The sequence below is a fragment of the Streptococcus peroris ATCC 700780 genome (assembly GCF_000187585.1).
Taxonomy (GTDB): domain Bacteria; phylum Bacillota; class Bacilli; order Lactobacillales; family Streptococcaceae; genus Streptococcus; species Streptococcus peroris.
In genome coordinates this window covers 1,548,059-1,573,942 of record NZ_GL732463.1, presented here as the reverse complement: position 1 = coordinate 1,573,942, position 25,884 = coordinate 1,548,059, and the positions used below count along the sequence as shown (strand labels likewise).

Below are 25,884 nucleotides of genomic sequence, written 5' to 3'. Positions count from 1 at the left end.
TTTTTATTATTCTACCGTCACTGATTTAGCAAGGTTACGTGGTTTGTCCACATCAAGTCCACGGTGGAGGGTTGCAAAGTAAGCAACCAATTGTGTTGGCACGACCATCGAGATTGGTGAGAGGTAAGGGTGTACAGTTGTAAGGACGATGTCGTCTGTATCTTTTGCGACACTTTCCTCTGCGATGGTGAGGACCTTGGCACCACGAGCTGCCACTTCTTGGATATTTCCGCGAGTATGGTTGGCAAGAACTGGGTCAGACAAGAGAGCCAAGACAGGTGTTCCTTCTTCAATCAAGGCAATAGTTCCGTGTTTGAGTTCTCCAGCCGCAAATCCTTCACATTGGATATATGAGATTTCTTTGAGCTTAAGACTGGCTTCCATGGCTACATAGTAATCTTGACCACGTCCGATGTAAAAGGCGTTACGTGTTGTTTCCAGCAATTCTTTAACCTTGGCATCAATCGTTTCTTTCTCAGAAAGAGTTGATTCGATAGACTGAGCCACGATAGACAACTCGTGAACCAGGTCAAAGGCTTTGGCTTTTTCGTTACCATTTGCTTCGCCGACTGCTTTTGCAAGGAAGGCAAGGGCTGTGATTTGCGCCGTATAAGCCTTGGTTGATGCTACAGCAATTTCAGGACCTGCGTGAAGAAGCATGGTATGATCAGCTTCACGTGAAAGAGTTGATCCTGGCACGTTTGTCACTGTTAAACTTGGAATTCCCATTTCATTGGCCTTGACCAAAACTTGGCGGCTATCAGCTGTTTCACCAGATTGGCTGATAAAGATGAAAAGTGGTTTCTTGCTGAGAAGTGGCATACCATATCCCCACTCAGATGAAATACCAAGTTCAACTGGTGTATCTGTCAATTCTTCCAACATCTTCTTAGAAGCAAATCCTGCATGGTAAGAAGTTCCAGCAGCAAGAATGTAGATACGATCTGCATCTTGAACAGCCTTGATGATAGCTGGATCTACCACAACTTGACCTGCTTCATCTGTGTAAGCTTGAATCAACTTACGCATCACCGTTGGTTGCTCATCGATTTCCTTGAGCATGTAGTAAGGATATGTTCCCTTACCGATATCTGACAAGTCAAGTTCAGCAGTGTAGCTGGTACGCTCACGACTGTTGCCATCATAGTCCTGAACTTCGACACTATCAGCCTTGACGATTACCAACTCTTGGTCGTGGATTTCCATGTATTGGTTAGTTTCACGAATCATAGCCATGGCATCTGAGCAGACCATGTTGTAACCATCCCCAAGACCAACCAAAAGTGGTGATTTGTTCTTAGCTACATAGATGACATCTGGATTTTCAGAGTCAATCAAGGCAAAGGCATAAGAACCGCGAATGATGTGAAGAGCTTTTTTGAAGGCTTCAAGTACTGACAAGCCATCTTCTTCCGCAAATTTTCCAATCAAATGAACGGCAATTTCTGTATCTGTTTGCCCCTTGAAATGGTGACCTGCAAGGTACTCTTCCTTGATTTCAAGATAGTTTTCAATCACCCCGTTGTGTACCAAGACAAAACGTCCTGTCTCAGAACGGTGTGGGTGAGCATTGTCTTCCGTTGGTTTTCCGTGAGTCGCCCAGCGAGTGTGACCAATCCCTGCTGTTCCTTCAACGCCACTAGCCTTTGCAGAAAGCTCTGCAATACGACCAACAGCCTTCACTAGATGGCTCTCAGCACCACCTAAGACAAAAATTCCCGCTGAATCATAACCACGGTATTCGAGTTTTTCAAGTCCTTGAATCAAAATATCAGTTGCATTTGTGTTTCCAACAACACCAACAATTCCACACATAGTATATACGACACAGACAAGCTGTGCTTTCTCCTTAAAATTGGTATAGTCTAATTCTCGCTTTGCGGAATCAGCAAAAACAGTATATACTTGTTTCTTTCACTTGTCAAGGATAAAAATTGGTATAGTTCAATCACTTTTCAGATATAAAGAAAAACCATTCAAGAAATAGCTCTTGAATGGGTGGATACAACCTTATTATTGTAATATCTACGGTCAGAATCTTTACTGATGATTTCGCCCAAGTCCAAGATAGACATAAGTTCGAGTTCGTGGACAATCCTTTCCCATCTTCACCCTAAAATAAAACCGATGCTCTCTGCCGTCCTTGGCATTTTCCTTGTTCAAGACAAAGTAATCTTTTTGGTTCATAGCCATGGTTCGTAGAATGTCGTCAATCAGAAAAGTCAGGGGCACATTCATGGCAGAGTATTTTTGGAAATCTTCTTCAAAGCGGATGTAATCATCTGAAAAATAATCCATCTGCAATTTATTTTCATATAGCTCTTTTCTAGTCATACACTTCCTCCTGACATAGTTGGATTTCTAGGATGTCATCGATCCTTAACAACCTATAGCCCTCATCAATTTTAACAGAGATTTCTTCGGTAGATAGTTCTCTTACTTCACCGATTATCCTGCTCTTATGATTATTCTCCTTGACCACAAAAGAGCCTTTTAGTCGTCCGACATAGAGCTGGGAAAGCAGTAATAACTTCTCGACCGGATTCAAATCTGTTGATAAATCGACACGATTTTTTTCTGCACTGAGCGAGCTCGTATGTTCTGATAAAAAGAAGCCCATCCACTTCTGCATCCCTGGATCCTGGTAGTCCCTTGCGGATTGGAAGGGCAAATAAGAACGATCAATCATTTCAATCCATCTAATCCTCCAGCAGAGTGCCCTCCGATCAGCTTGCTTCTAGCAATACTTCTCGATGCATCCTCTAAAGCAGTCGCCTTCAAGAGAGAAGTAAAGCCGAATTGTTCTCGAATGGAATCAATGGCAGTCTGGAGCCTTTCTTCTTTTTCTACTTTATCAACATCATCAAAAAGGGAAATCAACGCAAAGGATTCGTCCACAAATCCTGAATAACTAACGGCAACACTTCTGACGGCTCCAGAAGTATATTTGCTATGGAATAATTTCAGTACATAACTAACCAACAGACTGGTATTATTGGTCGGCTCAACTTTCATCTGGGTATGGATGGAGCGTTTTTGTTCCTGCTTTGAAAATCCAAGATGGATAGACACCACTGTCGTCTTCTTCCTGGCCCGTCGAAGCCTGATAGCCACCTGCTCAGCCATCTCTCGAAGAATAATTTCGATATCTCGCTTCTTAACGTAGTCTCTCGGTAAAATTTGCGAATTGCCCAAGCCGTGAGATTTTGGCTTATAAGGCTTGTGAACATTACTCTCGTCAATTCCATTGGCATGAAACCATAATCGAAGGCCAGCTTGGCCAAGTTCCTTCTTCAGGTCATCAGGATTGCTATTGGCTAATTCCTTAATCGAATAGATTCCCAAACTATTCAAGCGCTTCTCCATCCGATGCCCAATCCCCCAAAAGTCGGTCATCTTTGAAATGGACCAGACCTTATTTTCCACATCCTGGTAAGACCAATTGGCTCGCATGGTTGGTGTTCGCTTAGCTTCATTATCCAAGGCCAACTTAGCAAGCAGAGGATTGGCATTAGACATGCCGACCGTCGAGTAAATCCCTGTCTGTCGCCAGATATCTCTCTGGATACGAGCCGAAAGCATATCTAGCTTATCTGTACGAGAAATCTGCTGGTCCGGGACAAAATAATTAAGCGAACTGGTTAAGTCAATAAAGCCTTCATCAATTGAATAAGGATAAATATCATCTGGACTGCCATAGTTTTGAAAGATGCGCTGAATTTCCATATTGACTGCGATATACTTATCCATCCGAGGAGGGACAATGACGGTCACCCGAGCCCAATCTTCGATAAATTTCACATAGTCCGGGTCTGTCCGTAAGCCTTGTTTTTTGGCATTATAGTAGGAAAATTTGCGTGTCTTGATATCAAAGGGCAGGTCATAGGCACGACCGACATTTGCTTTCCCAAAAACCTTTTTAAACATCGGTGAGGAGGCAAGAATAAGCCCAACAGAATTATCCGCTCGACTCATGACACAAAGGGAGGTTTTGAGGGGATGGAGTCCTCTTTCTACACACTCAACACTGGCATAAAAGGACTTCATATCGACAAAGGCAATATCACTTTTGGGCTCTCTGGAATAATCAAAGTAGCCCATAGACTATCCCTCCATGGGTACAAAATTGCCCACGATAATACCCACAATCCGCGGATCTTCTTCGTAAGAAATGTGAATATCTTTATATTTAGGATTGATGGAGACCAAACGCAAGCCATCCTCTTCTCGATAGACCCGTTTGATATAGGTCTGGTTGTTACAAACCACTGCATAGACAGCGCCATCATAATCAAATCCGGTCTCCCGAATCAGAGCCACGGAACCATTTTGATATTTTGGTTCCATGGAATCTCCAGAGACCCATGAAGCAAAATCATGAGCCAGTTCTTCATTAAAGTAAACCGTATCGAAGTTTCGATCATCATAAACCGAAGCCCCAATCCCCGCTGACATGCGTTCATAGACATGATACTCGAAAAGTTTTTCTGGCATAGTCGTCACCTTCTTGGCTTGTTCTTCTTGAGCCAAATTTCGAGCATAGACTACCACCTTTTCTTTCCCTTGGTTAGAAAGACTGTTATAAAGACAGACGATTTCGATTTGGGTAAAATAGCCTTTTGGTACTTTTAAGATTTTCTCTAGCTGTTTAACTTTTTCTTCGGAAGGCTCCTTGACTCCACGTTCCCAAGCTGAATAAGCCTGAAAACTAATCCCAAGCTGATCTGCAATCTCTTTCTGCGTTAGCTTTAACTCTTTTCTCCGAGCCTTAAGCTTTTCTGGTTGGTACATGACTTACCTCCTAGCGTGATATTTTCATTGAAGGTTGACTATATTTTTAAAATTCAACCATTTTGGTTTAGTTTTATTATATAAAAAAAGTAGACGAATGTCTAGTAGGAATGTTGAGGTATAACGAATATAATTATCTAGTAATACAAAAAAGAACGCCCCAAAAAGTTAGATTTTTTCTGTCTAACTTTTGGGGGGGCAGTTCAATCTAGATGATTTTTTATTTTTCCTATTTTTACCTATGGTTTTATCCACTACAAAAAATTATAGAGCCCACAAACTCTAGTCACACATTTGAACTAGTGTTTTACTTTGCCTTGATTAACAAGGCTACCAAATCTTTCAGAATTACATTTTCTATTTATAGAAAATATTAATCATAAATTATGTTAATTCAATTTAATCACCATATGTTTGCTCCCATTTTTTCATTTCTTCAACGATACTTCTTAGAGCAATACCTTTTTTTGTCATTTTATATTCAATCTGTGGAGGCGATGTCGGTAAAACTTTTCTTGATAAAATACCTTCTTTCTCGAAATCATGTAACCGTTGAGCTAATATTCTCGGATTAATACCTTCTACACTACGCAAAAGACTACCATAATGTAAATTACCATCAATAATTTCAGATAAAATCTCAAGAGTAAATTTACCTTTTAGTAAATTCAAGACCCTTCTTGCTGGACAATTTGTTTTTTTCAAAGGTTGCATCTTGCAAGTCTCCATTCGTTTCCTCCTTTTTTGATAGTTACTATACTTTTTTTCCCTTCTTGTTTTAGAAATAATTACATGATAAGCTAATTATATCACTTGAAAGTGGAAATTACTATGAATATTATAACTAAGTTTGACCGTATCAAAGATATTCTCGGTTGCGCTGGTGGAAGATACTTTGGCACTGGATATACTCAAGTAAAATATTTTCAGAAAGTTAAATATATTGCTTTTGATTGATAAATAAAAATTGGTTTGATGAAACAACGGAGGAAGCTTGATGAAAAAAACAAATACAAAAGCGCCAGCTTATCTACTTTTTATTCTTTCGCTAGGATACATTATGGCGGTCCTAGATACAACCGGAGTGGTTCTTGCTGTTCCTCATATTGAAACAGCTATGAGCGTCTCATTAGAGCAATCCATTTGGATTATTAACGCCTATACACTAGCTTTAGGTTCTTTGCTCTTACTTTCAGGAAATCTAACAACAAAATATGGTGCTAAACGAATTTTATTAATTGGAATGACAATTTTTACACTTGCCTCGTTAGGATGCTCTTTTTCACCAAATATTGAAACATTAATTATACTTAGATTCATTCAAGGTTTCGGTGCTTCTTTGTTTATGCCAAGTTCATTAGCACTTTTATTCATTTCATATCCCGATTCTACTAAAAGAGCACGTATGTTAGGAATTTGGACAGCAATTATTTCTGTTGCAACCGGTACTGGTTCTTTTATTGGTGGACTAATTATTAACTACTTCGGATGGAGGGGTATTTTCTTGGTCAATATTCCATTTGGAATTTTGACAGTAATTTCAATATTACTTCTCGTGAAAAATAATATTGCCAATCTAAAGACCAGGATTGACATCTTTAGTAATATATTTCTGGTTACAACTATCGGAAGTCTAGTTATTTACCTTGTTGAAGGGAATCAATATGGTTATAGTAACTCAAATCTTTTATTGTTTCTTCTCCTATTTATATTATTTGCTATTGGTTTAGTAGTCCACGATAAAAAAAGTAAAGCACCTATTGTTCCCCACCAACTATTAAAAAATGCTAAGTTTATTGTCTCTAATCTATTAGGTTTTGTAGTTAACATTTCACTATATGGCATTGTTTTGGTGCTAGGACTCTATTTTCAAACTTATTTAAACCTTTCCTCAATGGTTTCTGGACTCCTCATTCTACCAGGAATGATTGTCTTAATTATTGGTAATTTATTTTACGCACGTGCTGTAAAACGATTTTCCGTGGGAAGCCTCGCTACTGTCTCAATTATTTTTGCCATTGTAGGAGCAGCAGGAATTTTTGGAATTGGAGTTCTTTTTCATGAAATTCAACTATACATCCTAATTCCTTTATTTTCTTTAATGAGTCTAGGTATCGGAGTGTTAACTCCAGCAACTACAACCATTCTTATGGAAGCTGCTGGTCAAGAATTATCTGGAATTGCTGGTGCAACTCTAAACGCTAACAAACAGATTGGTGGACTTTTTGGTACAACAATTATGGGGATTGTAACTACTAATTTGTCCCATGATTGGAATATAGTCATCGTTGTCGCATTTTTGGTTAACGTGATAATGTATATTGCTACTTGGTTAATTGCCAGCTGTTACCTTTATGGAAAAGAATAAAAAGTAGATGAATGTCTAGTGGGAAAATCTAATTTTAAAACCACACCTGCTTCATCTCCATCAAATGATCATGACTTACAAATAAAGAAGAAAACCATCTCAAATTTAATGAGATGGTTAATCATTTAGTCTACTTTATAAAAAACTTGTTCTGAGTTAGTTGGAACAGATTGACCAGCAATAAGCCTATTTTTACTTGAATCAGAATCAACCCATTTCATAGTAGTTCCCGCAGGATAAACACTCATACCAAATCCTGTATTACCACTTCTAACACTAAAGTTAATACTTCCATCGTTACCTAGACTCACTTTGTCAATATTTCCACTGTTCACTAGCCCATTCTTATCGAATGTGAATTCTTGACCAAGTCCATTTCTCCAAGTTCCAACTAGACTAGAGAAATCTCCACTTTGAATGGCTTGCGCATCTATTTCCTGTGATTTAGGCTGTGCTTGTTCTTCTTGTGTTGAAGGTTTTTCCTCTGTAGTAGTAACACTAGCCTGAGAAGTTGTTAAACTAGTGGTTGTCGTTGTACTAGTCGTTGTCGTACTAGTAGTAGAAGCCTGTTCTGTTGTAGTATTTACTGCTTTTGCATCATGCTTCTTATGATTAAAGAAGAAGAGAGAACCTATCAGTACTATAGCAATGAAGCAACTTAACAGAATCAAAATCCAATTGATACCTTTTCCTATTTTCATTTATAACTCCTTTATATTATTCTTATTTAATTATATCATACTAAACTCATACTAGGAAGAAATTGTATAAGACAATGACTACTGATGTGAAAAGTGGTGTGAATTTTGCTAAAAACCATCCAAAAAACACCCCATGGCGTGAACCATGAAGTGTTTCGAAACGTTGATAGTATCGTATTGATTAACGTTTTGAGGCAATTGACTTATTAGTTTTCAATCACAAAAGACACCTCATAAACACTAAATAGTTAAAACGAATAATAATTTGTCAGAATGTTGATCTTCATTTAGTAGTTTCTATGTATATTTAATTATTCCTTTAGAAATATTTGTAAATATTTTATTACTACACTTCAGAATCTGATTTATGGTTATTAATTTCTTTTTTTACTTCTGCGACTGCTGTCTTAGCTACATTTGTAGCTACATTAGCTGTTGCTTTCCCAACAGCTACTCCTTTTTCAGCTACTTTCAATAAGTCTTTTTTTCTTATATTTAAACCACCCTCTTTGAAAAGTATAATACTTACAAAAATATTTGCCACAGCACAAAAATAATATATGGCTCCTCCATAGCCTAGCCCTCCGGACCTTCCTAATAGTTCACCAGTAATTGACACATGTACAGCAATAGCATAGATATTTAACAATATGATAATTACAAATCTGATTTTACTAAAGATTAATGATTTAATATTAACTAATGATAATATTAGAGTGATCGAAAACGCTCCATACCATGCAATAAACAAAGGCATTACAGATGGTGCTCGTAAATAGCTAACTACTTCCCTACTAATCGGAGCAAGTGAAATAGTTCCATTAGTAACAACCGGTAGTAAAAAAGTAACAAGCCCTAAAATTGTTGTACCAATTAAAATATTTTTATATTTCATAATAATTCCTTCTTCTTATTAATTTTTAAGTCTTCTATTTTTTAATTAATATCAATTCATCATCACTGCTACCATCAGATAGTCTTAAAATATTCCCTTCCTTCTTAAAAGTCATATCTGTGGTTAACTCGCTTTTGACGTCTTTTACTGTGAAAGTTTTTGTAGTTGAATTAATCTTTTCAATTTTTCCCTCATGTTTCTCATCACCCTTTTTCATTATCAAATCTCCTTTGTTACCATGTATTGACATTACAATAGTAAATCCACCTTTTTCACCAGAATAACTTCCATCAAGTTCGCTCTTGTTTAAAAAGTTACCAGAAACCATCGCGAAAATTATTACTATCCCTACTACAATTATCTGATTTAGTCTTGATAAGCATTTAAACCAATTAACAATCTTCATAAAAATTTCTTTTATCTCGTTCATTTTATCCTCTTTTCAATTTCATATTTTTCGTTAAACACTATCTAAAAACTCTATCTAAAGCATTTATAACTCAATCCTTCCTTTTCGCTCTTTTTAGATTAATAGTATAAAAGGTAGTCTATCAATCTTCTAATAAATAGTATCAAAAATATATATTAAAATTTATCTATTATATTCTATAGTTTCATTTTTATAAAAGAAGCCCCTAAATAGAGGCTTTTTTCTACAATTTGAACCTATAGTTTTATTTTCACTAACTTTTAACAAGAATTTAAAGTATAATATTAATTATTAATTTACTAAAAAGCTAGGAGATTAATTTTCTTTATGATTAATATTCATCCATTTGGACAAACATTTAAGCAATTAAGAGAACTACGTGGATTGAGTTTAAAAGAAACTGCCTCTGGTGTTGTTTCTCCTCAATTTCTTGCACGTTTTGAACGTGGAGAAAAAGGTATATCTCTCGAAAACTTTAGTCGTCTATTAATTGTTCTTGGATTAGAATGGAACGATTTTGCAACCATATATGCTAACAACGGAGGGGATTGTTTAGAATTCCCTGCAATTGAGCTCGCAAAACACATTAAAAATGAGGAAGATATTATTAAGTATCTTCCTGAATACGAAAAACTATTTGACAACTACTTAACCGATAATAAGTTACAAGCAGATATACTTTTAAAAACTATAAAACTAAATTATTATCCAACAAAAGACAAATCTGATGAAACTGTTGCTAAAATTCAAAATATCATTAATCATTTAATGTCTTCAGAAACTTTTAACAGTGCGGAACTAGAAATTTACTATCGAATAGTTAATCATTGTCCTATGGAATTAGTTAATCATATGGCAAAACAATTGCTATTTATGTATAAGCAGAGTGCTAACACTGATACTTACATTCGCATATTAAATGGATTAACCTTTACTGCAAAACATTTTTCAGAACAAGGTTATTATAATAAAGCTGACGAAATAATCAATAAAGTCAAAGAATTACAGACATTTGAACGTGGATATCTATCTACACCTCTTATGTTTTTAGAAGTTGAACATGTCTATAACCAATTCCGTTGGAACAAACCTGAAGCTATTCATCTAGCTAGAAATTTATTAAATTATTTGGAAAGCGCTAAATTCATTGATAACAATTATTATTCTAACTTTATTAAAGCATTTACTTACCATTGTCATAAACTAAATAAAACTGGTACTGAACTTTTTTAGAACCGTGATTCTCGACAATCTTTCTTTCAAAAGTCCCGGATTGGACCATCACTTATTTCATCTAATTTTAATCACTTTCATAACAATAAGGTTAACTTTCATAAAAAACAAACAAAAATCGAACCAAAGGATCAAAAGTTTTCCTTATATAGAATAACTTGTTTTATTTATTAGAAAAGAGAGCTAACTGCTCTCTTTATTTTTATCTATATTTTCGTTTACCCACTATAGCAAGTAATCCAATAATCGCTCTAACAATTATTGAAGCTATTTCTGAAACACTCACTCACAGTGATACGATTACAACTAAGACTTATGTCAACACTTCAAATGTAATTCCAATGGCTGTTGGAGAAATTGCCTTTCGTTAAAAAATAATGGTGTGAATTTTGCTAAAAATCATCAAAAAAACACCCCATGGTCTGAACCATGAAGTGTTTTGAAACGTTGATAGTATCGTATTGATTAACGTTTTGAGAATTGTGATGCTTTACGAACTTTCTTAAGATCTATTGGGGAGTATTTCTTTTTTTATAAAACAAGAAGGCTACTTATACCTAAAACTGTTTTCACCCAAAATAACCTTAAAATATTTGAATTTCGTATCTGAATCTGGAACCGAGAATTCGAAGCTTTGTTTAGTTCCATTTTCCCATCCATATCTTGTGTTAAACCGAAAACCAGAATAAATTTTATCATTTTCATCATAAAAATTAATATTTATATCTATGTAACTGATGTAATGACCTGTAGTATTTTCAAAATTCCCCACGTAGCGTTTCTCTTTTTCTGATCCATCTTCAACCTCTTCAACAACAAAGTTTTTTGCATCAAACGTATCTACTAAAATTCCGTAAACTCTATTAAATTCTTTCACAGCTCTACCAGATCTCAATATACTATCTAGAGTGTTTTTATCTTGAACAGGGATTTCACTTATTGAATTAATATCTAAAAGCAATTCGTATCGTTTATCATCGAGTTTATTCGACTCTTCTACAAAAAGACTATCCACAAATTTATGTTTGATTGTAGTTTCTTTTAAATCCTTAAGGACTTCAATATAGCTATCAGCTAAATTCTTTAACTTAGGATCTTTAAACTTTCGATTTTTATATTTCTTAACTTCAATTAATTCATAATTTACATAGGCTCTATAGTCTTTAATTGATTTTTCTACATTACGCTTTCGTGCAACAACTTCCCAACGTTTATCTAACCCTTTTGCTAACGAAGTTAGAAATTCATTATCATAGGTATTATTGTTGCTTTTACTTGCATTAAATATAAGCAAAAGCATTAGTAGAAGTATTGAAACTACACCTATTAGTTTTTTTCCCACAATCAATCTCTCATTTCTCTCTTTTTTTCTATTATAACACTCCTTTGATTACTGTCAAACTAATAGATGCTTTTGAAAAGTATTGTAAATATAGGCCCTTTTCTATATCAAATGAATTTCATATATTTGAGAAACTCAACAATTATATACGCCTGCATCTTATGTTATTCGTTCTTCTCCTGTTGAATAATGGTGAAGTTACGGAGTAAGGTTGACATTTTTGTGAAAGCCCTTGCAAAACTAAAGTGTTGGACGTATAATATATGTATAACACCACAATCTGTTTCAAGGAGGTCCAACAATGATTAGACAAACTAAAAAACTATTTCTTTGTCTGCTCTCTCTTGTCGTAGTTTTCGTAATTGCCGGATGCGGACAGAACCAAGCTTCAGACAAAAATGCCAATAATGCACAACAAGAACTCAATACTATCACTGGCGAATGGCAATTAACCGATATTCGCAATACCGTGCAAAAGTCGTTTCTCACGATCAATATGCTTCCCTCAACATTCGGGACATTACTCAATCAGTTTGACACACTTGATTTCCGCTTAAAGATAGAAGATGGGAAAGCAGATGCATCGTATCAGTTCGATTTGAATAAATACGCAGAAACTCGTATGAAAATAGACCCTGGTACTCATCCTGACGAAAAAGAATTTAAAAAGTCCCTCTTCAAGGTAATTGGATCGATTTCAAACAAATATAAAGCTTCAACAGTTTCCTTGGATGAATCAACAGGAATCTTCTCCTACGACACGAAAGGAACTGTCGATGAATCGAATAAGACTGTCACGTTTAGCGAAGGGCTGGTTTTAATTTCAACTTTTCCATTCTCAAATTCATTAGCAGAAACATCTTATACCTACTCACTCAAGAACGGACTACTCGTCTTAAGTGTAGATATCAAAGAAAAGGAGGACGTACCCGTTCACTTCGAGCTTCGTTTTAACCGCGTTGGCGCCACAAAGGAAAAGAAAGAACCTGTTTCGCTTGAAGGAAAATGGGAAGCTCTTAACTTCAGAGACACCGCTGAACGCGCTGCTGGGTATACGGATTACCTAGAAAGAAACAATAAACCAACACGTCTCTACTATGTCAAAGGCGCTGAAAATATCGTACCAACCTTAGACATTAAAGGAAATGGTGCTACGTACGAATACACTGTAGATTACAAAGTATTTATCGATCCTTATTTACAAAACTTCTTTAAAGATAATAAACCAGATGATGCGCTGAAAAAAACATACTACAGCTTCAACCTTCATACGTATCAAACGAAATTTGGTAAGTTGAAACATCATCAATTCGACTTTGATATGAACCAATTCATTGTTAAGAGCGTATTAAAGGATATTAAGATTGACGCGACGAACCAAACTATCACATTCCCGGAAACACCAAATATTCTTGGACTTCTCTTGTATGGTGGAGAAAATATTGAAGAGTCCGCAACTTATCAGTACTCAATTGACGGAGATATCTTGACATTGACATTGGAGAAGGTTCCCGCAGAAAAAGACATCAATGCCGATCATTATCCTATTCGCTATGAAATGAAATTTAAAAAAATAAAAGAATAAGCTGAAAAGAAGTTTATTTGATAAATTGCAAGAATAAGTGCGACAAGCATCAGATGCTGCAAAAGAATTATTCGGGAAAGTTACTGGCGATCAAGGCACTGAAACAGAAGGTACTGTAGAAAAAGATTTAGCAAAAGCTAAAGAAGTGTTCGAAAACGTTAAAGAAGGCGTTAAAGGCGCAGTTGAAGGAATTAAAAATACTTTCAACAAATAAGAGCCACTACAACTGTAGCGACTCTTATTTTCTTTATAAAACATATTCTGCTAGTTAACGTTCGAACTAGCGAATATCAATGCCACGTTTCAGTTCAATCTTAATATGACCTGAACGTGTCCATAATTCCACTTCTGCCGTGTAATCAAGGATGCCAGCATTTTCTGTAGACCACATATTCACAGCGCTATACGGCAAGGAATACATCTCGACTTTCGTTCATGTGAGCCCTTGAACGTCTTTGACAATCAAGCGTTTATTGGTGAATACCGCTACGTCTCGTACCGTTTTGAAGGCGCGGTCTGCTACCTCTCCTGTCACAAGAATTTCTTCTTAAATAACATGCGACACTCGTCCCCTGCTTCCTCGAGACAGTTATCAAGCTCCTCACAATATTCCACAAACATCTGGTAGAGCTGTTCCTGAGAGAGTCCTCGTCTGCGAACGACTGACTTGAAATCTGAGAATTCCTAGCGTGTAATATTGATAGAAAACGAAAATCCCTATTGATTCTGTCTATAAACTATTCTTTCTTCACGCTTGTTCTCTATTACTGTTCTCTTTTGCCCATTCTGGGTTACTATAATAGCGCACAAATAATTTAGAATCGCCACCAGCTTCATCAATTTTATCTTTAATTTTAACTTCTGGATGAGTGACTTCTCCTGTTTTTGTAAAATATTCTCCGATTTTACCCGCGCGATTTTGTAGTCCCCACGCCACATCGTTGCCTTGAATGAAAGCTAAGAAACCATGAGAATTCACGAAGTTAAAGAATTCTGCAACAGTGAGGCTCTCTGGCACCTCGAATGTCATCTCATGGTAGTATACATCATCTCCAGCACAAACTGAATCGCGATCGACACTAATTTTCATCTGCCCACTTCCTCTAACGAAATTATTTATAATTCATTATACCATATTCGCACTCAATTCGAGTATATTCTATAAAACAAAAAGCACTCTGCAAATACAGAGTGCTGAGATCTTGTAAGTAATTCCAATAACGTATTAACGTTTACTAAATTGTGAAGCTTTACGAGCTTTCTTAAGACCTGGTTTCTTACGCTCAACTTTACGTGAGTCACGTGTAAGAAGTCCTGCGCGTTTCAATGAATCGCGGAAGTCTGGGTCTACTTGAAGAAGGGCACGAGCGATACCGTGACGGATAGCTCCTGCTTGACCAGCGTAACCACCACCTACAACGTTAACGAAAACGTCGTATGAACCTGCAGTTGAAGTAACTGCGAATGGTTGGTTGATGACAAGACGAAGGTCAGCGTGTGGGATGTACTCTTCAACATCTTTTTTGTTAACAGTGATTTTACCAGTTCCTGGAACAAGGCGAACGCGTGCAACAGCGTTTTTACGACGTCCAGTACCTGCATATTGTGCTTGTGACATACTTTATTGTTCCTTTCCTTAGATAAGTCCTGAAATATCAAGAACTTCTGGTTGTTGTGCAGCGTGAGTGTGTTCAGCTCCAACGAATACTTTCAATTTCATACCTTGAGCGCGGCCAAGAGTATTGTGTGGAAGCATACCTTTAACTGACCTCTCGATCAAACGTACTGCATTTTTAGAACGAAGTTCACCAGCAGAGATTGATTTCAATCCACCTGGGTGGTTTGAGTGAGTGTAGTAGATCTTATCAGATGCTTTTTTACCAGTCAATTTAACTTTTTCAGCATTAATAACGATTACGAAGTCACCTGTATCAGTGTGTGGTGTGAATGTTGGTTTGTTTTTTCCGCGAAGTACGCTAGCAACAACTGCTGAAAGGCGTCCAAGAGGTACATCAGTTGCGTCAACAAGGTACCATTTGCGTTCTACTTGGCCTGGTTTAGCCATGAATGTAGTTTTGTTCATGATTTCTCCTATATGAATGTCGTTTTTGTTTACAGGGCGGATGTTCCGGTCCGCAGGGTATTTGAAAGGTTCCGGGGCCTTACAAATGGGGTAAACAATACCGCCTACTATTGTATCAAAATTCTCAGATAAAAGTCAAGCGGTTGGGAAAATATTTTTTTATTTCTGCCAGATTCCTAGTCTTCTTTCACCCTTCACCTCAAGCATTGTCTGAAAAGCTTTAGAGACTAAGTAAATAGCACATGCCAAGAATAGCGTAACGACTAAATAATTGGTCAAACGGCCGTGGTCTCCAACCAATGGTGGTTTTGTCAAAAATCCATAATCTCCACCCGTCATTAGATTAACCACAAATATCACAGCATCAAGGGAAGATGTGATGATTAGGATTCGTTTGAAATTCAATAAACTGGAATCGTAGTCCTTCAAGAGATAAATCAAGGAATTTCCAAAGAGGGCTAAGTGTCCGAAAATAAAGGACAGGATAGCGATATGGGGGAAGGGGTAGGGATCTGGCACTGGATAAACAAAGGCTGCCAATGTTCCAAAGGTTCCCAATACAGCAAAATACTGCTTGACTCTAGAGACACCCGGGGTCAAAAGCACTACAAACATTGCTAAACGGCAATGATAAAAGGGTAGACTTTCTGTTAATGGCATCTGATTAACCAAATACCAACCGTAGAGAAGGATTAACTGTGTCGCCTGTAAAATCTGGAAAAATCGTTGACAGACTTTTTTCTCACCATAACGGTAGGCAAGAAATACAGTCAATGCTAATAAGGTAAATAGACTTCCATACCAAAGAAGGTCAAATTGGGGTGGCTCCGTCGGCTGCGTGCTAAATAAAGCATCCCAAAAATTCATGTAACTTTCCTCATTTTCATATAAGCCAATCTCTTACTGATTTTTATAGAACCTAGCTTACATTTATTTCTTATAATTTTGTGTAAAAGAAGCTATCCTTCAAGAAAAATCGACTCTTGAAGCATTTTTTCTTATTGAAGACTTTTAGTCTTCTTGCAAACTTTCTACTAGCTTGGCTAGATTCATAGAGTTAGATCCTTTGAGTAAAATCTGGTCATGTGCACCAAGACTTTCCTTGACCTGCTTGGTCATTGCTTCAAACTGATCCTCATCAGCAGTTTTCTTGAAGTAGTAAACATGACCGATTGGGAACATTTGACTAGCTAACTGAGCCAATTCAGCAATGTCTTCACCATAGAAAATGACGGTGTCGAGTACATCTGGTGAAAGGCTTAAAATCATCTGATTATGAAGTTGAACAGACTGGTCTCCCAACTCCTTCATATCAGCCAGAACTGCGAGTTTCTTCCCACCTTCATTGGCCGGAATGGCAGAGAAAGTTTCTAAAATCAGCTTCATAGCAGTTGGATTGGCATTGTAGACATCTGATAAGATATCTGCTCCATTAGTAGCTTTTTTCCACTCCGTACGATTGCGGGTCAATTCTAGATTTTGGAAGGCTTGATGGATTTGCTCCTCAGGCACTCCTTCTTGAAGAGCAACATAAGAAGCAATCATGGCATTGGTCGCATTGTACTTACCGGTTACTGGCAAATCAAGAGCCTGCTCCAAGAAATTGGTCTTGAAGGTCAAACTATCTTTGCGCTCAACCAAGTCTGTAACTTCTAACTCTGCTCCTTGTCCAAAGCGCACAACTTGTTGCTTAGTTGGAAGATACGAATCAACAATGGAATCGCTAGGTGCCAGGAGTAAACCACCCTCAGGCATGCCATCGACAATTTGTAATTTTCCTTTGGCAATTTCAGAACGGTCCTTAAAGAAAGCCAGATGAGCTTCCCCAATCAAGGTCACGATAGCTGTTTTTGGATGAGCTAATTCAGACAAGAGATGAATATCTCCAAGATGATCCTGTCCCATTTCCAAAACTAGCTTTTCGGTATCATCTGGCATATGAAGAACGGTGTAAGGGAGCCCAATTTCATTATTGTAGTTCCCTTGCGTTTTGTATGTTTTGTAGTTTGTAGAAAGCAAATGGGCCAACATATCCTTAGTAGTGGTCTTTCCATTTGAACCTGTGACTGCAAAGACATCGACACCTGTTTTTTGGAGATAATAAGCTGCAAGAGCTTGAAAGGCTGTCAAGACATCATCTACTAAAATGTAAGGATGACTTGCCACTTCCTTCTCTGATAAGGTTAAAGCTGCGCCATTTTCAAAAGCTGTCTCGATAAAGTCGTGACCATCACGCGCCCCTTTTAGCGGAACGAATAGGTCTCCTTCTGCGATTAAACGACTGTCAAATTCCGCCTTGTTTAGGGAATCATCTAAAAAGACCGTCACATCATTTTTAGCACCAACTACACGTGCTACTTCATGAATGGTAAGTTTCATGTTTACTCCTTTAAAAAGGGGCAAGAAGTCTTCCCCGCCCTTAACCTGTCTTTACAATAAATGTGCTTCATGCTTAGCAAAACTTTCCTTAGCAAGTTCTACCAAGCGTTCGATCAATTCCGGATAAGGAATCCCCATATTATCCCAAAGCAGTGGATACATAGACCATTGGGTAAATCCTGGCATGGTGTTAAGCTCGTTTAGGAAGACTTCTCCCTTGTCTGTGTAGAAAAAGTCGCATCGAGATAGGCCTAAGCCACCGATAGCACGGAAGGCAGTTTCAGCATTTTTTCTCATCGTAGCTATCACATCATCACTCAATTTTGCAGGGATATCCATGGTGATTTTATTATCAATATACTTGGCTTCGTAGTCATAAAAGGCTACGTCTTTGACAACTTCCCCAGGTAGGCTACTCTTGACATCGTAGTTTCCTAATAGACCAACCTCGATTTCACGCGCATTGACTCCTTGCTCTACCAAGACACGGCTATCATACTTAAAGGCAAGATCCAAGGCTTGACGAAGCTCTGCTTGGTTTTCGGATTTAGAAATACCAACACTAGAACCCATATTAGATGGTTTGGTAAAGACTGGATAGTTTAATTTTTCTTCAACTTCTGCAATCTTAGAAACCAAGTCATCCCCTTCAACAATAGCTACGTAAGGAACTTGGGCAATACCAGCAGATTCCAAGACACGCTTAGTTGTGATTTTATCCATGGCAAGGCTTGAAGACAAGATGTTACAGCCAACATAAGGCATTTTCAAGACTTCCAAGAAACCTTGAACAGAACCATCTTCTCCCATAGGGCCATGAAGAACTGGAAAAACAACTGCTCCTTCTTCGTAGATAGCACTTGGAGCAATCTTTTGATCCCAGTCAATCGTTTCATTGGTCATGAGACGTTCGTCTTGGCTAGGAGTCTGGTCAAATTCTTGAGTCTTGATAAAATCACCAGACTGACTAATAAAGAAAGTCTTGACTGTGAAATGGTCATAATTGACCGCACGCATGACACTCTCAGCTGACAGCACAGACACTTTACGTTCTGCACTGCGTCCACCGTACAATAGAATAATGGTTTGTTTCATAATTCCTGTCCTATTTTCTAATAGACTATTCGTTCTTTAGTATATCACATTTGTCTCTTTTTTTAAACTTGAATAGCAAAAAACAAGAAAAGAGGCTGGGTTAAAATGAAGTCCAGTCTCTTTTTATTATCTGTTAGTTCATTTCATCTATCCTTAACCATACAGACTAGAGTTCGGTACGGTTTTCAATAGCTCTTAGCAAGGTAACCTCATCTGCATACTCGATATCTGCTCCCACAGCGAGGCCTCGTGCCAGGCGCGTAACCTTGATCCCAGCTGGCTTGAGTAAGCGGGAAAGATACATGGAAGTCGCTTCCCCATCTGCTGTGGCATTGGTGGCTACGATTACCTCTGAAACTTCACTATCCATAAGACGGGTCATGAGGCTCTTGAGATTGATATCATCTGGACTAATGCCATTCATGGGAGAAATGAGACCATGCAGGACATGGTAAAGTCCGTGGTATTCCTGAATATTTTCCATGGCAGCGACATCGCGGCTATCCTCCAGGACCAGAATCGTAGACTGATCACGGCTAGGATCGGTACAGATAGAGCACGGGTCTTCATCTGTTAATCGTCCACAAATAGAGCAATAGGTCAATTCTCGCTTGGCTGCAAGAAGATTTTTTGCAAATTCATTGACGTCGTCATCCGGCATTCCAATAGTATAAAAGGCCAGTCGAGTTGCTGTCTTAATCCCAATACCAGGAAGTTTGGAATAACTGTCAATCAACTTAGCAATAGGTGTTGGATAAAGCATGGCTTCCTTTCTAATTCATTGGATGGTGTTGGTTATATAAATTGATAATGTCGCGAGCAATTGCTGGCCCAACATTTTTGGTTAAATTGGTATTATGAGGAAAGACTACTGCAACTGCAATTTGAGGATTTTCTGTTGGAGCATAGGCCACGGCATTGGTATTATTAGCTTCTTGACCACCAGCTACATAGCTTTCACCTGTACCGGTCTTACCACTGATAGAAACAGTGGCGCCATCTGAAAACGCCCGTCCTGTCGTAAGGGGACTAGTTCCATGCGATACTTGGTAAAATCCTTGGTGCAAGATTGCCATATCTGATTCAGAAATATTGACCTTGTTCATCTCTGTCGGTTGCAGTTGCTGAATCAAGTCACCCAGTCCTCCCTTATCATTATTACCATAAATGCCTTCAACAATACGAGGAGCCACACGAACACCATCATTTGCAATAGTTGCTACATACTGAGCCAACTGCATGGGCGTATAGTTATCAAACTGCCCAAAGGCATTGGTGATGTAATTAGCAAAGCTATACTCTTTGGGAACAAATCCAGTAGATTCATCTGGTAGGTCAATTCCGGTCGCAGCCCCCAAGCCATATTCGCCAAAGGTCGCACGGAGTTTTCCCATGGCAGATTCAAGATTGTTGGTTCCTACTGTCATATTCGGCTGATAAGTTTGCCCCATGATGCCAAGAGCGGTTTGAACCATGTAAGCATTGGATGAATACTCCAAGGCTTCCACAGCTGTAATAGGAAAAGATCCATATGCCAATTTATACCAAGAATAAATTGGAGCTGAACCTTGGAAAACAATAGGCTGATCTGTTAAGGTTTGGTTTCCTGATAAAACACCATTTTCCCAACCTGAGCTGATGGTCGCAGCCTTGACAACCGAACCTGGGACAAAGACATTGGTTACCGTTCCCAAGGAATCAGGAGTCAACTCTCCCGTTTTCAGGTCATGTTTGAGTCCTGACATAGACAAAACAGCACCTGTTTTGGGGTTAAGGGCGACTGCATACACACCCTCAGAATACTTGGCTCCACCATTTCCTAGCTCGGAATTGAAATAACTTTTCAGCAAAGCATCCACGCTATCTTGGAAGGCCAAATCAATGGTCAGCTTGATATTGTTTCCTTTACTACCTTCCTCAATTGTATCCACACTTTCCATGTTGCCATATTTGTCCAGATGGATTTCTTTTACCGAGCGTTTTCCTTGTAAGGTCTCTTCATATTGCTTTTCCAAATAGGAGGTTCCAACACGGTCATTTAGAGAATAGCCCTTTTTAAGATAGGCTTCTGCTTCTTCCGCTGGGAGACCGGCTTTTTCACTGGATACACTCCCTACTATAGAAGAAAGGGAAGTTTCCAAAATCTTTCGATCCCAAGAAGTAGAAATACTAATGCCAGGCATCTCCTTTGAAATAGAGGCAATAACAGCCACCTGAGAATCATTTAGAGGATCTGTCGCAATGGTTCCTGTCGCAAAGTTTCCAACAGCATTTAACTGACTAAAAAGATAGATTTCTTTCTTTTCATCCTCTGTATAGTTTAGTTGACTTGTTGGGACACTATCGACCGCATTGTTATAAAGTTCAGATTCTGAAAATTTATTACCGTCTGAATCATACCGTTTATCTTTTGGAAGAGCCTCGACTGTTTTCTTATAAACTTCAGCATCTGCTAGGTAGTAATCCGCCATTTGTCTGTCTGTCACCTCGGGAGAAGTGACTGTGACATAGTTCAACAATTTAGTAGAAATGTCCTTTAAATCAGCGGCAGTCATCTTGTTACTGCGTGTGAAAGAAACGACTTGCTTAACAGTATTTTGGACTAAAGGTTTTCCTGCTGCATCATAAATTTCTCCACGAGCAGAACCCATGGTCACTCGAGTTTGACTAGCAGAGGCTAGTTTATTTTCGTAGAAATCCTTATGAAGAACTTGCATATAGAGCAAGCGGCCAATAATTGCTAAAAAGAGCAAAATGACGATTGCGAATAATAAATTAAGCCGTATCGGTATCGAATGGCTATTGAATTTTCTCATACACATCAATCTCGTTTCTAATCAAAATCTTACTTTTCATTGTACCATAATTTAGGGAGAAAATTATGGAAAAAGAAAAGACTTTTCCTTTTTGGCACAAAATTTAGTTTCTATGATATAATAGGAGTAAGCGCTATTTTATTTGTCAGTTTTACAAAGGAAATTCTGGCAAATGGCTATAAAAGGAGTCCCATGAATAAGCAAGATATCTCTACGATTATCGACCTTCACTTTGAAGAAATGACCGATTTAGAGCAAGAAATTGCCCGCTATTTTCTGCAGGCAGATACCATAAATGATGATTTATCTTCTCAACAAGTTACTCAAAAACTTCATATTTCTCAGGCGGCGCTCACTCGTTTTGCCAAGAAATGTGGTTTTAAAGGTTACCGAGAGTTCATTTTTAAATACCAACAACAAAAAGACACTCTTACCACTCCTCAACAGGATATGAATCCTTTGACCCAAAGAGTTCTCAGAAGTTATGCAAACCTTCGAGAGATTTCTCAAGAATTGATTGATGAGGAACAATTGGAACGCATAGCTCAGATGATTGACCAATCCGAACGTGTGTATTTTTTTGGAACTGGAAGCTCTGGTTTGGTTGCACGAGAGATGAAGTTACGCTTCATGAGATTAGGCGTAGTCTGTGAAGCTTTAACAGATCCAGACGGTTTTGCCTGGACAACTAGCATCATTGACGAAAAATGTTTAGTCTTTGGGTTTTCCCTCTCAGGTACAACACCATCTATCATTGATAGCCTATTAGATGCTCAGGATATGGGGGCTAAGACAGTTCTCTTTACAAGTTCTCCCAATAAAGATACCCAAGAATTTACAGAGACAGTATTAGTAGCGATGCAAAAACAAGCCTCTTATATCCAACGAATCTCTGCTCAACTACCGATGCTCATTTTAGTGGATTTGCTCTATGCTTATTTCCTAGAAATCGATCGCGAAAGCAAGGAAAAAATCTTTAACAGCTATTGGGAAAATAAAAAATTAAATGGTTATCGTAGAAATCGTAGAAATGGAAAATCCTAAATTGGCAAAGCCAATTTAGGATTGTTTTGTTTTAAAGTGATAATAAGCACCCAGCATACCAGCAGTATTCTGATGATGGGCAAACTCAAGTCGAGTTTTTTCCGCTAAACTTGGAACAAGTGCATCTTTCAAAGCCTTACGAATCTTAGGTTTCAAAATAGCTTCCTGTCCCATAATACCACCACCTAGGATGACAACTTCTGGATTGGCAACATAACAAATATTAGCGAGACCTTTCCCAAGGTAATCAACCATGCGGTCAATTCCCTCCATGCAAAGTTTATTGCCTTCAGTAGCTTCTTTGAAAATTCTGCGACCGTTCCACTGATCAACTTCATCACCGTGTGCTTCAGCAACATACTTGACAAGTGCTGTTGTAGACGCCAAATCTTGGAAAGCGCCATCTTGCATATGCATATAACCAACTTCACAGGCAGAATTGCTAAATCCATGGAAAACTTGGTTGTCAACGATTAAGCAACCACCAATACCTGTCCCAATCGTCAAGCAAAGGGTGATACTTGCTCCCTTCCCTGATCCAGATACTGCTTCTGCAAGTCCTGCGCAGTTAACATCATTTTCAATCTCACAAGGAATGTCAAAGGCACGTTCAATTTCTTTTTTAAATTGAGTTCCTGCATAGTTTGGTATTTGTGGGCCTGCATAGAAAATCTCACCCTTATCAGGATCAACCATTCCCGCTGAGGAAATAGCCACACCTGACACAGGTCCTTTTTCTAGGTAGCTAGCTACAATATCTTTTGTTTTCTGTAAGATATGTGGACCGCCCTTATGAGCCTCAGTCGCTACCTCGTGAGACTCTACAAGTTGTCCATCTTGGTCAATCAAACCATATTTGATATTAGTTCCGCCAATATCAATTGCAACGTAATTAGTCATAAAGCCTCCTGTTGATTAGAGGAAACGCTCCTTAGTTTCACGAATCAATGCCGCAGCTGCTTCAACAACTGGACGATCTTCTTCGGTCACTGGTGTAAGCGGAGAACGAACTGATCCGATATTAAGTCCTTCATTGATTTTCAAGACTTCTTTGATAACACCGTACATGTTTCCATGTGCCGCGGTCAATTTACCAATGATAGCGTTGATTGCGTATTGCAATTCACGCGCTGTTTCTAGGTCTTTGTCTGCAATCAATTGGTTGAGTTTCAAGAAGAGTTCTGGCATAGCACCATAAGTACCACCGATACCAGCTTTTGCACCCATGAGACGTCCGCCTAGGAATTGTTCGTCTGGACCGTTAAAGACGATATGATCATCACCACCAAGACTAACAAAAGTTTGGATATCTTGAACTGGCATTGAAGAATTTTTAACACCGATAACACGTGGGTTCTTCAACATTTCTGTGTAAAGACTTGGAGTCAAAGCAACACCTGCCAATTGAGGAATGTTATAGATAACGTAGTCTGTGTTTGGTGCTGCTGCACTGATATCGTTCCAGTATTTGGCTACTGAGTACTCAGGCAAACGGAAGTAAATTGGTGGAATTGTTGCAATAGCATCAACTCCCAAGCTTTCTGCATGACGAGCAAGTTCAATACTGTCTTTAGTATTGTTGCAAGCCACGTGAGCAATGATGGTCAATTTACCTTTAGCAACGGCCATGACTTCTTCCAAGATCAATTTGCGGTCTGCTACACTTTGGTAGATACATTCACCTGAAGAACCATTTACGTAAAGTCCTTGAACCCCTTTATCAACAAAGTATTGCACCAAGGCACGAATACGTTCTGGGCTTACTTCACCTTCATCATCATAACATGCGTAGAAGGCGGGAATGACACCTTCATATTTTTTTAAATCTGACATAGATTTCTCCTAAGTTATCTTTATTTCTGCACTGGGCAGATGATTTTTTACTATTATTAGTATACACCTTGTAAAAAGCGCTTTCAATACATCCGAGTCACTTAGATTTTAATTTCTATTCCTCTCGAGTAGTTTTTCTTGTTTGAAAGTAGTTTCATATCATTTTCAATCTGCTTGATACTTAGCAAACAATTTTTCCATTAATCCAGCTTGGAAAAAGGCAAGTAGACCAAAACCAAAGAGTAGAAATGCTGACCCACCAAGTACGAGCGTAAAGCCTGATAGATAGAGGAGCATAATGATTAATAAAATAATCGCAAGCATCAAGAAGAACCACACGAAATTAAAGCTGACCAAGAGCAAGCCCTTTTGGAGCACTTCTTTCCAAGTTAAGTCGTAGCGTGCCGCAATTGGATAACTAGCCAACATAACTAGAGTTAAAAATATCAGAATTCCTAAGCAAATAGCTTTAATAAGCTGGAAGCCTAGGCCCGTTTGTCCCCAAAATAGAGACAGGTCAACGACACTAATCAGAAAGATTCCTAGTTCTAATAAACCTAGCTGAAGACCCAATTTCAAATTTTGCTTAAAGGCTCTCATATAAGTTTTAAAAACCGGAACACGACGACTGCTCTTAACTTCGAAGATTGTCTGATAGAGACTGATTTTAGCTACTCCAATCGTCACAATAGGCAAACAAGACACCACAAAAAGTAGATTAGCAGTCACAATATCTAGGACTTTCTCACTAAAACGCATGAGAAAATTATCTGTATCGAATGCCGCTTTTATCAATCTAGATCCTTTATGTGCCATTGTTTGTTCTCCTATCTGACTAATCAATTAAAATTTTAAATAAATATTTGCGAACTTTTTCTTCCATGCCCGCATAACCGTTAGGTTGATGTGGTTCACCTGGGAAAAAGACTGCAAAATTGTGATATCCCAACAAGAGTGGGTATTGTTCATGGCAATGAACAAAGCCGATATCACTGGCTTCATCAAAGGCTACAGCCTCGTCTTTTACACGAGAACCGTAACTAGAATATTCATGTCCCTCAACCAACAAATGCAAATCTGCATAGTTTTTATGATGCTCAAAGCGATCATTTTCTTCTTGGTTGAGAACATTTTCTTGCACAACTAGAAAGACCTTATCCCCATCAATTTCGTATTTACCCAATTCAAAGGTATCTTTACGATGCTCATAGAGATAATCAATGGCCTTGTCTAGATTGGGATGAATGCCTTTGTAAAAAGCAATGTTTTTTAAATCATCAAAAATCATA

Annotated in this window: 28 protein-coding genes and 2 pseudogenes; 7 read left to right on the top strand and 23 right to left on the bottom strand. The window is 38.1% G+C overall.

All coding sequences use genetic code 11. From position 1 onward, the window contains the following. Nucleotides 1–6 precede the first annotated feature (6 nt). The 6 genes from glmS to HMPREF9180_RS09585 form a co-directional block, all read right to left on the bottom strand. A complete protein-coding gene (gene glmS, locus HMPREF9180_RS09610) occupies nt 7–1,815 on the bottom strand; it encodes a glutamine--fructose-6-phosphate transaminase (isomerizing) (RefSeq protein ID WP_006146351.1) in 1,809 nt (602 codons plus the stop codon). Nucleotides 1,816–2,040: 225 nt separating this feature from the next. After that, on the bottom strand, nt 2,041–2,334 hold the full coding sequence (locus HMPREF9180_RS09605; protein WP_006146350.1) for a DUF5960 family protein: 294 nt from the start codon (nt 2,332–2,334) through the stop codon (nt 2,041–2,043). Continuing rightward, the gene (locus tag HMPREF9180_RS09600) at nt 2,327–2,689 is read right to left on the bottom strand and encodes a hypothetical protein (RefSeq protein ID WP_006146349.1); all 363 of its coding nucleotides are present in this window, start codon (nt 2,687–2,689) and stop codon (nt 2,327–2,329) included. The genes HMPREF9180_RS09605 and HMPREF9180_RS09600 overlap by 8 nt, the downstream gene beginning before the upstream one ends. Beyond that, nucleotides 2,686–4,101: a Y-family DNA polymerase gene (locus HMPREF9180_RS09595; RefSeq protein ID WP_006146348.1), complete on the bottom strand. Its 1,416-nt coding sequence runs from the start codon at nt 4,099–4,101 to the stop codon at nt 2,686–2,688. The genes HMPREF9180_RS09600 and HMPREF9180_RS09595 overlap by 4 nt, the downstream gene beginning before the upstream one ends. Nucleotides 4,102–4,104: 3 nt before the next feature. Continuing rightward, nucleotides 4,105–4,791: an XRE family transcriptional regulator gene (locus HMPREF9180_RS09590; protein WP_006146347.1), complete on the bottom strand. Its 687-nt coding sequence runs from the start codon at nt 4,789–4,791 to the stop codon at nt 4,105–4,107. 399 nt (nt 4,792–5,190) lie between these two features. Next, nucleotides 5,191–5,520: a winged helix-turn-helix transcriptional regulator gene (locus HMPREF9180_RS09585; protein WP_006146346.1), complete on the bottom strand. Its 330-nt coding sequence runs from the start codon at nt 5,518–5,520 to the stop codon at nt 5,191–5,193. Nucleotides 5,521–5,622: 102 nt separating this feature from the next. Here HMPREF9180_RS09585 and HMPREF9180_RS09580 point away from each other — a divergent pair, with 102 nt between their 5' ends. Together HMPREF9180_RS09580 and HMPREF9180_RS09575 are read left to right on the top strand one after the other, a co-directional pair. After that, complete coding sequence (locus tag HMPREF9180_RS09580) at nt 5,623–5,748, top strand: hypothetical protein (protein ID WP_006146345.1); 126 nt, start codon at nt 5,623–5,625, stop codon at nt 5,746–5,748. Between the two features lie 40 nt (nt 5,749–5,788). After that, entirely contained in the window at nt 5,789–7,159 is a 1,371-nt protein-coding gene (locus tag HMPREF9180_RS09575; RefSeq protein ID WP_006146344.1) for an MFS transporter, read from the top strand. Between the two features lie 125 nt (nt 7,160–7,284). On the opposite strand, the gene HMPREF9180_RS09570 is transcribed toward HMPREF9180_RS09575, so the two are convergent. From HMPREF9180_RS09570 to HMPREF9180_RS09560, 3 genes are all read right to left on the bottom strand, one after another. Beyond that, nucleotides 7,285–7,860: a DUF6287 domain-containing protein gene (locus HMPREF9180_RS09570; RefSeq protein WP_006146343.1), complete on the bottom strand. Its 576-nt coding sequence runs from the start codon at nt 7,858–7,860 to the stop codon at nt 7,285–7,287. Between the two features lie 346 nt (nt 7,861–8,206). After that, a complete protein-coding gene (locus HMPREF9180_RS09565) occupies nt 8,207–8,755 on the bottom strand; it encodes a hypothetical protein (RefSeq protein WP_006146342.1) in 549 nt (182 codons plus the stop codon). A gap of 34 nt (nt 8,756–8,789) precedes the next feature. Further along, on the bottom strand, nt 8,790–9,185 hold the full coding sequence (locus tag HMPREF9180_RS09560; protein ID WP_006146341.1) for a hypothetical protein: 396 nt from the start codon (nt 9,183–9,185) through the stop codon (nt 8,790–8,792). 327 nt (nt 9,186–9,512) lie between these two features. Between HMPREF9180_RS09560 and HMPREF9180_RS09555 the strand changes: the two genes are divergently transcribed. Together HMPREF9180_RS09555 and HMPREF9180_RS10355 are read left to right on the top strand one after the other, a co-directional pair. Beyond that, the gene (locus tag HMPREF9180_RS09555) at nt 9,513–10,418 is read left to right on the top strand and encodes a helix-turn-helix domain-containing protein (protein WP_006146340.1); all 906 of its coding nucleotides are present in this window, start codon (nt 9,513–9,515) and stop codon (nt 10,416–10,418) included. Nucleotides 10,419–10,672: 254 nt separating this feature from the next. Then, a pseudogene (locus tag HMPREF9180_RS10355) lies at nt 10,673–10,789 on the top strand (integrase); the annotation flags it as partial. A 176-nt stretch (nt 10,790–10,965) separates the two neighbouring features. On the opposite strand, the gene HMPREF9180_RS09550 reads toward HMPREF9180_RS10355, so the two are convergent. Further along, complete coding sequence (locus HMPREF9180_RS09550; protein WP_006146339.1) at nt 10,966–11,760, bottom strand: FxLYD domain-containing protein; 795 nt, start codon at nt 11,758–11,760, stop codon at nt 10,966–10,968. Between the two features lie 301 nt (nt 11,761–12,061). Here HMPREF9180_RS09550 and HMPREF9180_RS10050 point away from each other — a divergent pair, with 301 nt between their 5' ends. Beyond that, complete coding sequence (locus HMPREF9180_RS10050; protein WP_006146338.1) at nt 12,062–13,345, top strand: hypothetical protein; 1,284 nt, start codon at nt 12,062–12,064, stop codon at nt 13,343–13,345. Between the two features lie 37 nt (nt 13,346–13,382). Then, nucleotides 13,383–13,559 (top strand): CsbD family protein, encoded by a 177-nt coding sequence (locus HMPREF9180_RS10210; RefSeq protein ID WP_006146337.1) that lies wholly within the window; start codon nt 13,383–13,385, stop codon nt 13,557–13,559. A 66-nt stretch (nt 13,560–13,625) separates the two neighbouring features. Here the strand turns inward: HMPREF9180_RS10210 and HMPREF9180_RS10035 are convergent. From HMPREF9180_RS10035 to pbp2b, 9 genes and pseudogenes are all read right to left on the bottom strand, one after another. Next, nucleotides 13,626–13,886: pseudogene (locus HMPREF9180_RS10035) on the bottom strand (PH domain-containing protein). 207 nt (nt 13,887–14,093) lie between these two features. Next, the gene (locus HMPREF9180_RS09540) at nt 14,094–14,435 is read right to left on the bottom strand and encodes a hypothetical protein (protein WP_006146336.1); all 342 of its coding nucleotides are present in this window, start codon (nt 14,433–14,435) and stop codon (nt 14,094–14,096) included. Nucleotides 14,436–14,570: 135 nt separating this feature from the next. After that, nucleotides 14,571–14,963, bottom strand: a complete 393-nt coding sequence (gene rpsI / locus HMPREF9180_RS09535) for a 30S ribosomal protein S9 (protein ID WP_002893764.1) — start codon at nt 14,961–14,963, stop codon at nt 14,571–14,573. An 18-nt stretch (nt 14,964–14,981) separates the two neighbouring features. Further along, complete coding sequence (gene rplM / locus HMPREF9180_RS09530) at nt 14,982–15,428, bottom strand: 50S ribosomal protein L13 (RefSeq protein ID WP_006146335.1); 447 nt, start codon at nt 15,426–15,428, stop codon at nt 14,982–14,984. A gap of 159 nt (nt 15,429–15,587) precedes the next feature. Continuing rightward, entirely contained in the window at nt 15,588–16,295 is a 708-nt protein-coding gene (locus HMPREF9180_RS09525) for a YwaF family protein (protein ID WP_006146334.1), read from the bottom strand. A 144-nt stretch (nt 16,296–16,439) separates the two neighbouring features. Next, nucleotides 16,440–17,807, bottom strand: coding sequence for a UDP-N-acetylmuramoyl-tripeptide--D-alanyl-D-alanine ligase (locus HMPREF9180_RS09520; RefSeq protein ID WP_006146333.1), 1,368 nt, complete (start codon nt 17,805–17,807; stop codon nt 16,440–16,442). A 51-nt stretch (nt 17,808–17,858) separates the two neighbouring features. Next, the gene (locus HMPREF9180_RS09515) at nt 17,859–18,902 is read right to left on the bottom strand and encodes a D-alanine--D-alanine ligase (protein WP_006146332.1); all 1,044 of its coding nucleotides are present in this window, start codon (nt 18,900–18,902) and stop codon (nt 17,859–17,861) included. Between the two features lie 166 nt (nt 18,903–19,068). Beyond that, nucleotides 19,069–19,665, bottom strand: coding sequence for a recombination mediator RecR (recR, locus tag HMPREF9180_RS09510; RefSeq protein WP_000966739.1), 597 nt, complete (start codon nt 19,663–19,665; stop codon nt 19,069–19,071). 10 nt (nt 19,666–19,675) lie between these two features. Beyond that, complete coding sequence (gene pbp2b / locus HMPREF9180_RS09505) at nt 19,676–21,718, bottom strand: penicillin-binding protein PBP2B (protein ID WP_025168788.1); 2,043 nt, start codon at nt 21,716–21,718, stop codon at nt 19,676–19,678. 192 nt (nt 21,719–21,910) lie between these two features. On the opposite strand from pbp2b, the gene HMPREF9180_RS09500 reads away from it, so the two are divergent. Next, nucleotides 21,911–22,762, top strand: coding sequence for a MurR/RpiR family transcriptional regulator (locus tag HMPREF9180_RS09500; protein ID WP_025168787.1), 852 nt, complete (start codon nt 21,911–21,913; stop codon nt 22,760–22,762). A gap of 15 nt (nt 22,763–22,777) precedes the next feature. Here the strand turns inward: HMPREF9180_RS09500 and HMPREF9180_RS09495 are convergent, their stop codons facing one another. The 4 genes from HMPREF9180_RS09495 to HMPREF9180_RS09480 form a co-directional block, all read right to left on the bottom strand. Beyond that, nucleotides 22,778–23,662, bottom strand: a complete 885-nt coding sequence (locus HMPREF9180_RS09495; protein ID WP_006146329.1) for an ROK family protein — start codon at nt 23,660–23,662, stop codon at nt 22,778–22,780. A gap of 15 nt (nt 23,663–23,677) precedes the next feature. After that, nucleotides 23,678–24,595, bottom strand: a complete 918-nt coding sequence (locus HMPREF9180_RS09490) for a dihydrodipicolinate synthase family protein (protein ID WP_006146328.1) — start codon at nt 24,593–24,595, stop codon at nt 23,678–23,680. Between the two features lie 165 nt (nt 24,596–24,760). Next, a complete protein-coding gene (locus HMPREF9180_RS09485) occupies nt 24,761–25,411 on the bottom strand; it encodes a DUF624 domain-containing protein (protein WP_025168786.1) in 651 nt (216 codons plus the stop codon). Between the two features lie 19 nt (nt 25,412–25,430). Then, nucleotides 25,431–25,883, bottom strand: a complete 453-nt coding sequence (locus HMPREF9180_RS09480; RefSeq protein ID WP_006146326.1) for a NanQ anomerase/TabA/YiaL family protein — start codon at nt 25,881–25,883, stop codon at nt 25,431–25,433. Between the last annotated feature and the right edge of the window lies 1 nt (nt 25,884).

What these genes read in the sequence shown, in the direction of transcription:
- HMPREF9180_RS09570 (WP_006146343.1), bottom strand. Translation starts at nt 7,860, where the DNA reads ATGAAAATAGGAAAAGGTATCAATTGGATTTTGATTCTGTTAAGTTGC.
- recR (WP_000966739.1), bottom strand. Translation starts at nt 19,665, where the DNA reads ATGCTTTATCCAACACCTATTGCTAAGTTGATTGACAGTTATTCCAAA.
- HMPREF9180_RS09480 (WP_006146326.1), bottom strand. Translation starts at nt 25,883, where the DNA reads ATGATTTTTGATGATTTAAAAAACATTGCTTTTTACAAAGGCATTCAT.
- HMPREF9180_RS09495 (WP_006146329.1), bottom strand. Translation starts at nt 23,662, where the DNA reads ATGACTAATTACGTTGCAATTGATATTGGCGGAACTAATATCAAATAT.
- rplM (WP_006146335.1), bottom strand. Translation starts at nt 15,428, where the DNA reads ATGAACAAAACTACATTCATGGCTAAACCAGGCCAAGTAGAACGCAAA.
- HMPREF9180_RS09575 (WP_006146344.1), top strand. Translation starts at nt 5,789, where the DNA reads ATGAAAAAAACAAATACAAAAGCGCCAGCTTATCTACTTTTTATTCTT.
- HMPREF9180_RS10050 (WP_006146338.1), top strand. Translation starts at nt 12,062, where the DNA reads ATGATTAGACAAACTAAAAAACTATTTCTTTGTCTGCTCTCTCTTGTC.
- HMPREF9180_RS09525 (WP_006146334.1), bottom strand. Translation starts at nt 16,295, where the DNA reads ATGAATTTTTGGGATGCTTTATTTAGCACGCAGCCGACGGAGCCACCC.
- HMPREF9180_RS09490 (WP_006146328.1), bottom strand. Translation starts at nt 24,595, where the DNA reads ATGTCAGATTTAAAAAAATATGAAGGTGTCATTCCCGCCTTCTACGCA.
- HMPREF9180_RS09520 (WP_006146333.1), bottom strand. Translation starts at nt 17,807, where the DNA reads ATGAAACTTACCATTCATGAAGTAGCACGTGTAGTTGGTGCTAAAAAT.
- rpsI (WP_002893764.1), bottom strand. Translation starts at nt 14,963, where the DNA reads ATGTCACAAGCACAATATGCAGGTACTGGACGTCGTAAAAACGCTGTT.
- HMPREF9180_RS09515 (WP_006146332.1), bottom strand. Translation starts at nt 18,902, where the DNA reads ATGAAACAAACCATTATTCTATTGTACGGTGGACGCAGTGCAGAACGT.
- HMPREF9180_RS09555 (WP_006146340.1), top strand. Translation starts at nt 9,513, where the DNA reads ATGATTAATATTCATCCATTTGGACAAACATTTAAGCAATTAAGAGAA.
- HMPREF9180_RS09600 (WP_006146349.1), bottom strand. Translation starts at nt 2,689, where the DNA reads ATGATTGATCGTTCTTATTTGCCCTTCCAATCCGCAAGGGACTACCAG.
- HMPREF9180_RS09485 (WP_025168786.1), bottom strand. Translation starts at nt 25,411, where the DNA reads ATGGCACATAAAGGATCTAGATTGATAAAAGCGGCATTCGATACAGAT.
- HMPREF9180_RS09540 (WP_006146336.1), bottom strand. Translation starts at nt 14,435, where the DNA reads ATGAAAATTAGTGTCGATCGCGATTCAGTTTGTGCTGGAGATGATGTA.
- HMPREF9180_RS09605 (WP_006146350.1), bottom strand. Translation starts at nt 2,334, where the DNA reads ATGACTAGAAAAGAGCTATATGAAAATAAATTGCAGATGGATTATTTT.
- HMPREF9180_RS09580 (WP_006146345.1), top strand. Translation starts at nt 5,623, where the DNA reads ATGAATATTATAACTAAGTTTGACCGTATCAAAGATATTCTCGGTTGC.
- HMPREF9180_RS09590 (WP_006146347.1), bottom strand. Translation starts at nt 4,791, where the DNA reads ATGTACCAACCAGAAAAGCTTAAGGCTCGGAGAAAAGAGTTAAAGCTA.
- glmS (WP_006146351.1), bottom strand. Translation starts at nt 1,815, where the DNA reads ATGTGTGGAATTGTTGGTGTTGTTGGAAACACAAATGCAACTGATATT.
- HMPREF9180_RS09585 (WP_006146346.1), bottom strand. Translation starts at nt 5,520, where the DNA reads ATGGAGACTTGCAAGATGCAACCTTTGAAAAAAACAAATTGTCCAGCA.
- pbp2b (WP_025168788.1), bottom strand. Translation starts at nt 21,718, where the DNA reads ATGAGAAAATTCAATAGCCATTCGATACCGATACGGCTTAATTTATTA.
- HMPREF9180_RS09560 (WP_006146341.1), bottom strand. Translation starts at nt 9,185, where the DNA reads ATGAACGAGATAAAAGAAATTTTTATGAAGATTGTTAATTGGTTTAAA.
- HMPREF9180_RS09565 (WP_006146342.1), bottom strand. Translation starts at nt 8,755, where the DNA reads ATGAAATATAAAAATATTTTAATTGGTACAACAATTTTAGGGCTTGTT.
- HMPREF9180_RS09595 (WP_006146348.1), bottom strand. Translation starts at nt 4,101, where the DNA reads ATGGGCTACTTTGATTATTCCAGAGAGCCCAAAAGTGATATTGCCTTT.
- HMPREF9180_RS09500 (WP_025168787.1), top strand. Translation starts at nt 21,911, where the DNA reads ATGAATAAGCAAGATATCTCTACGATTATCGACCTTCACTTTGAAGAA.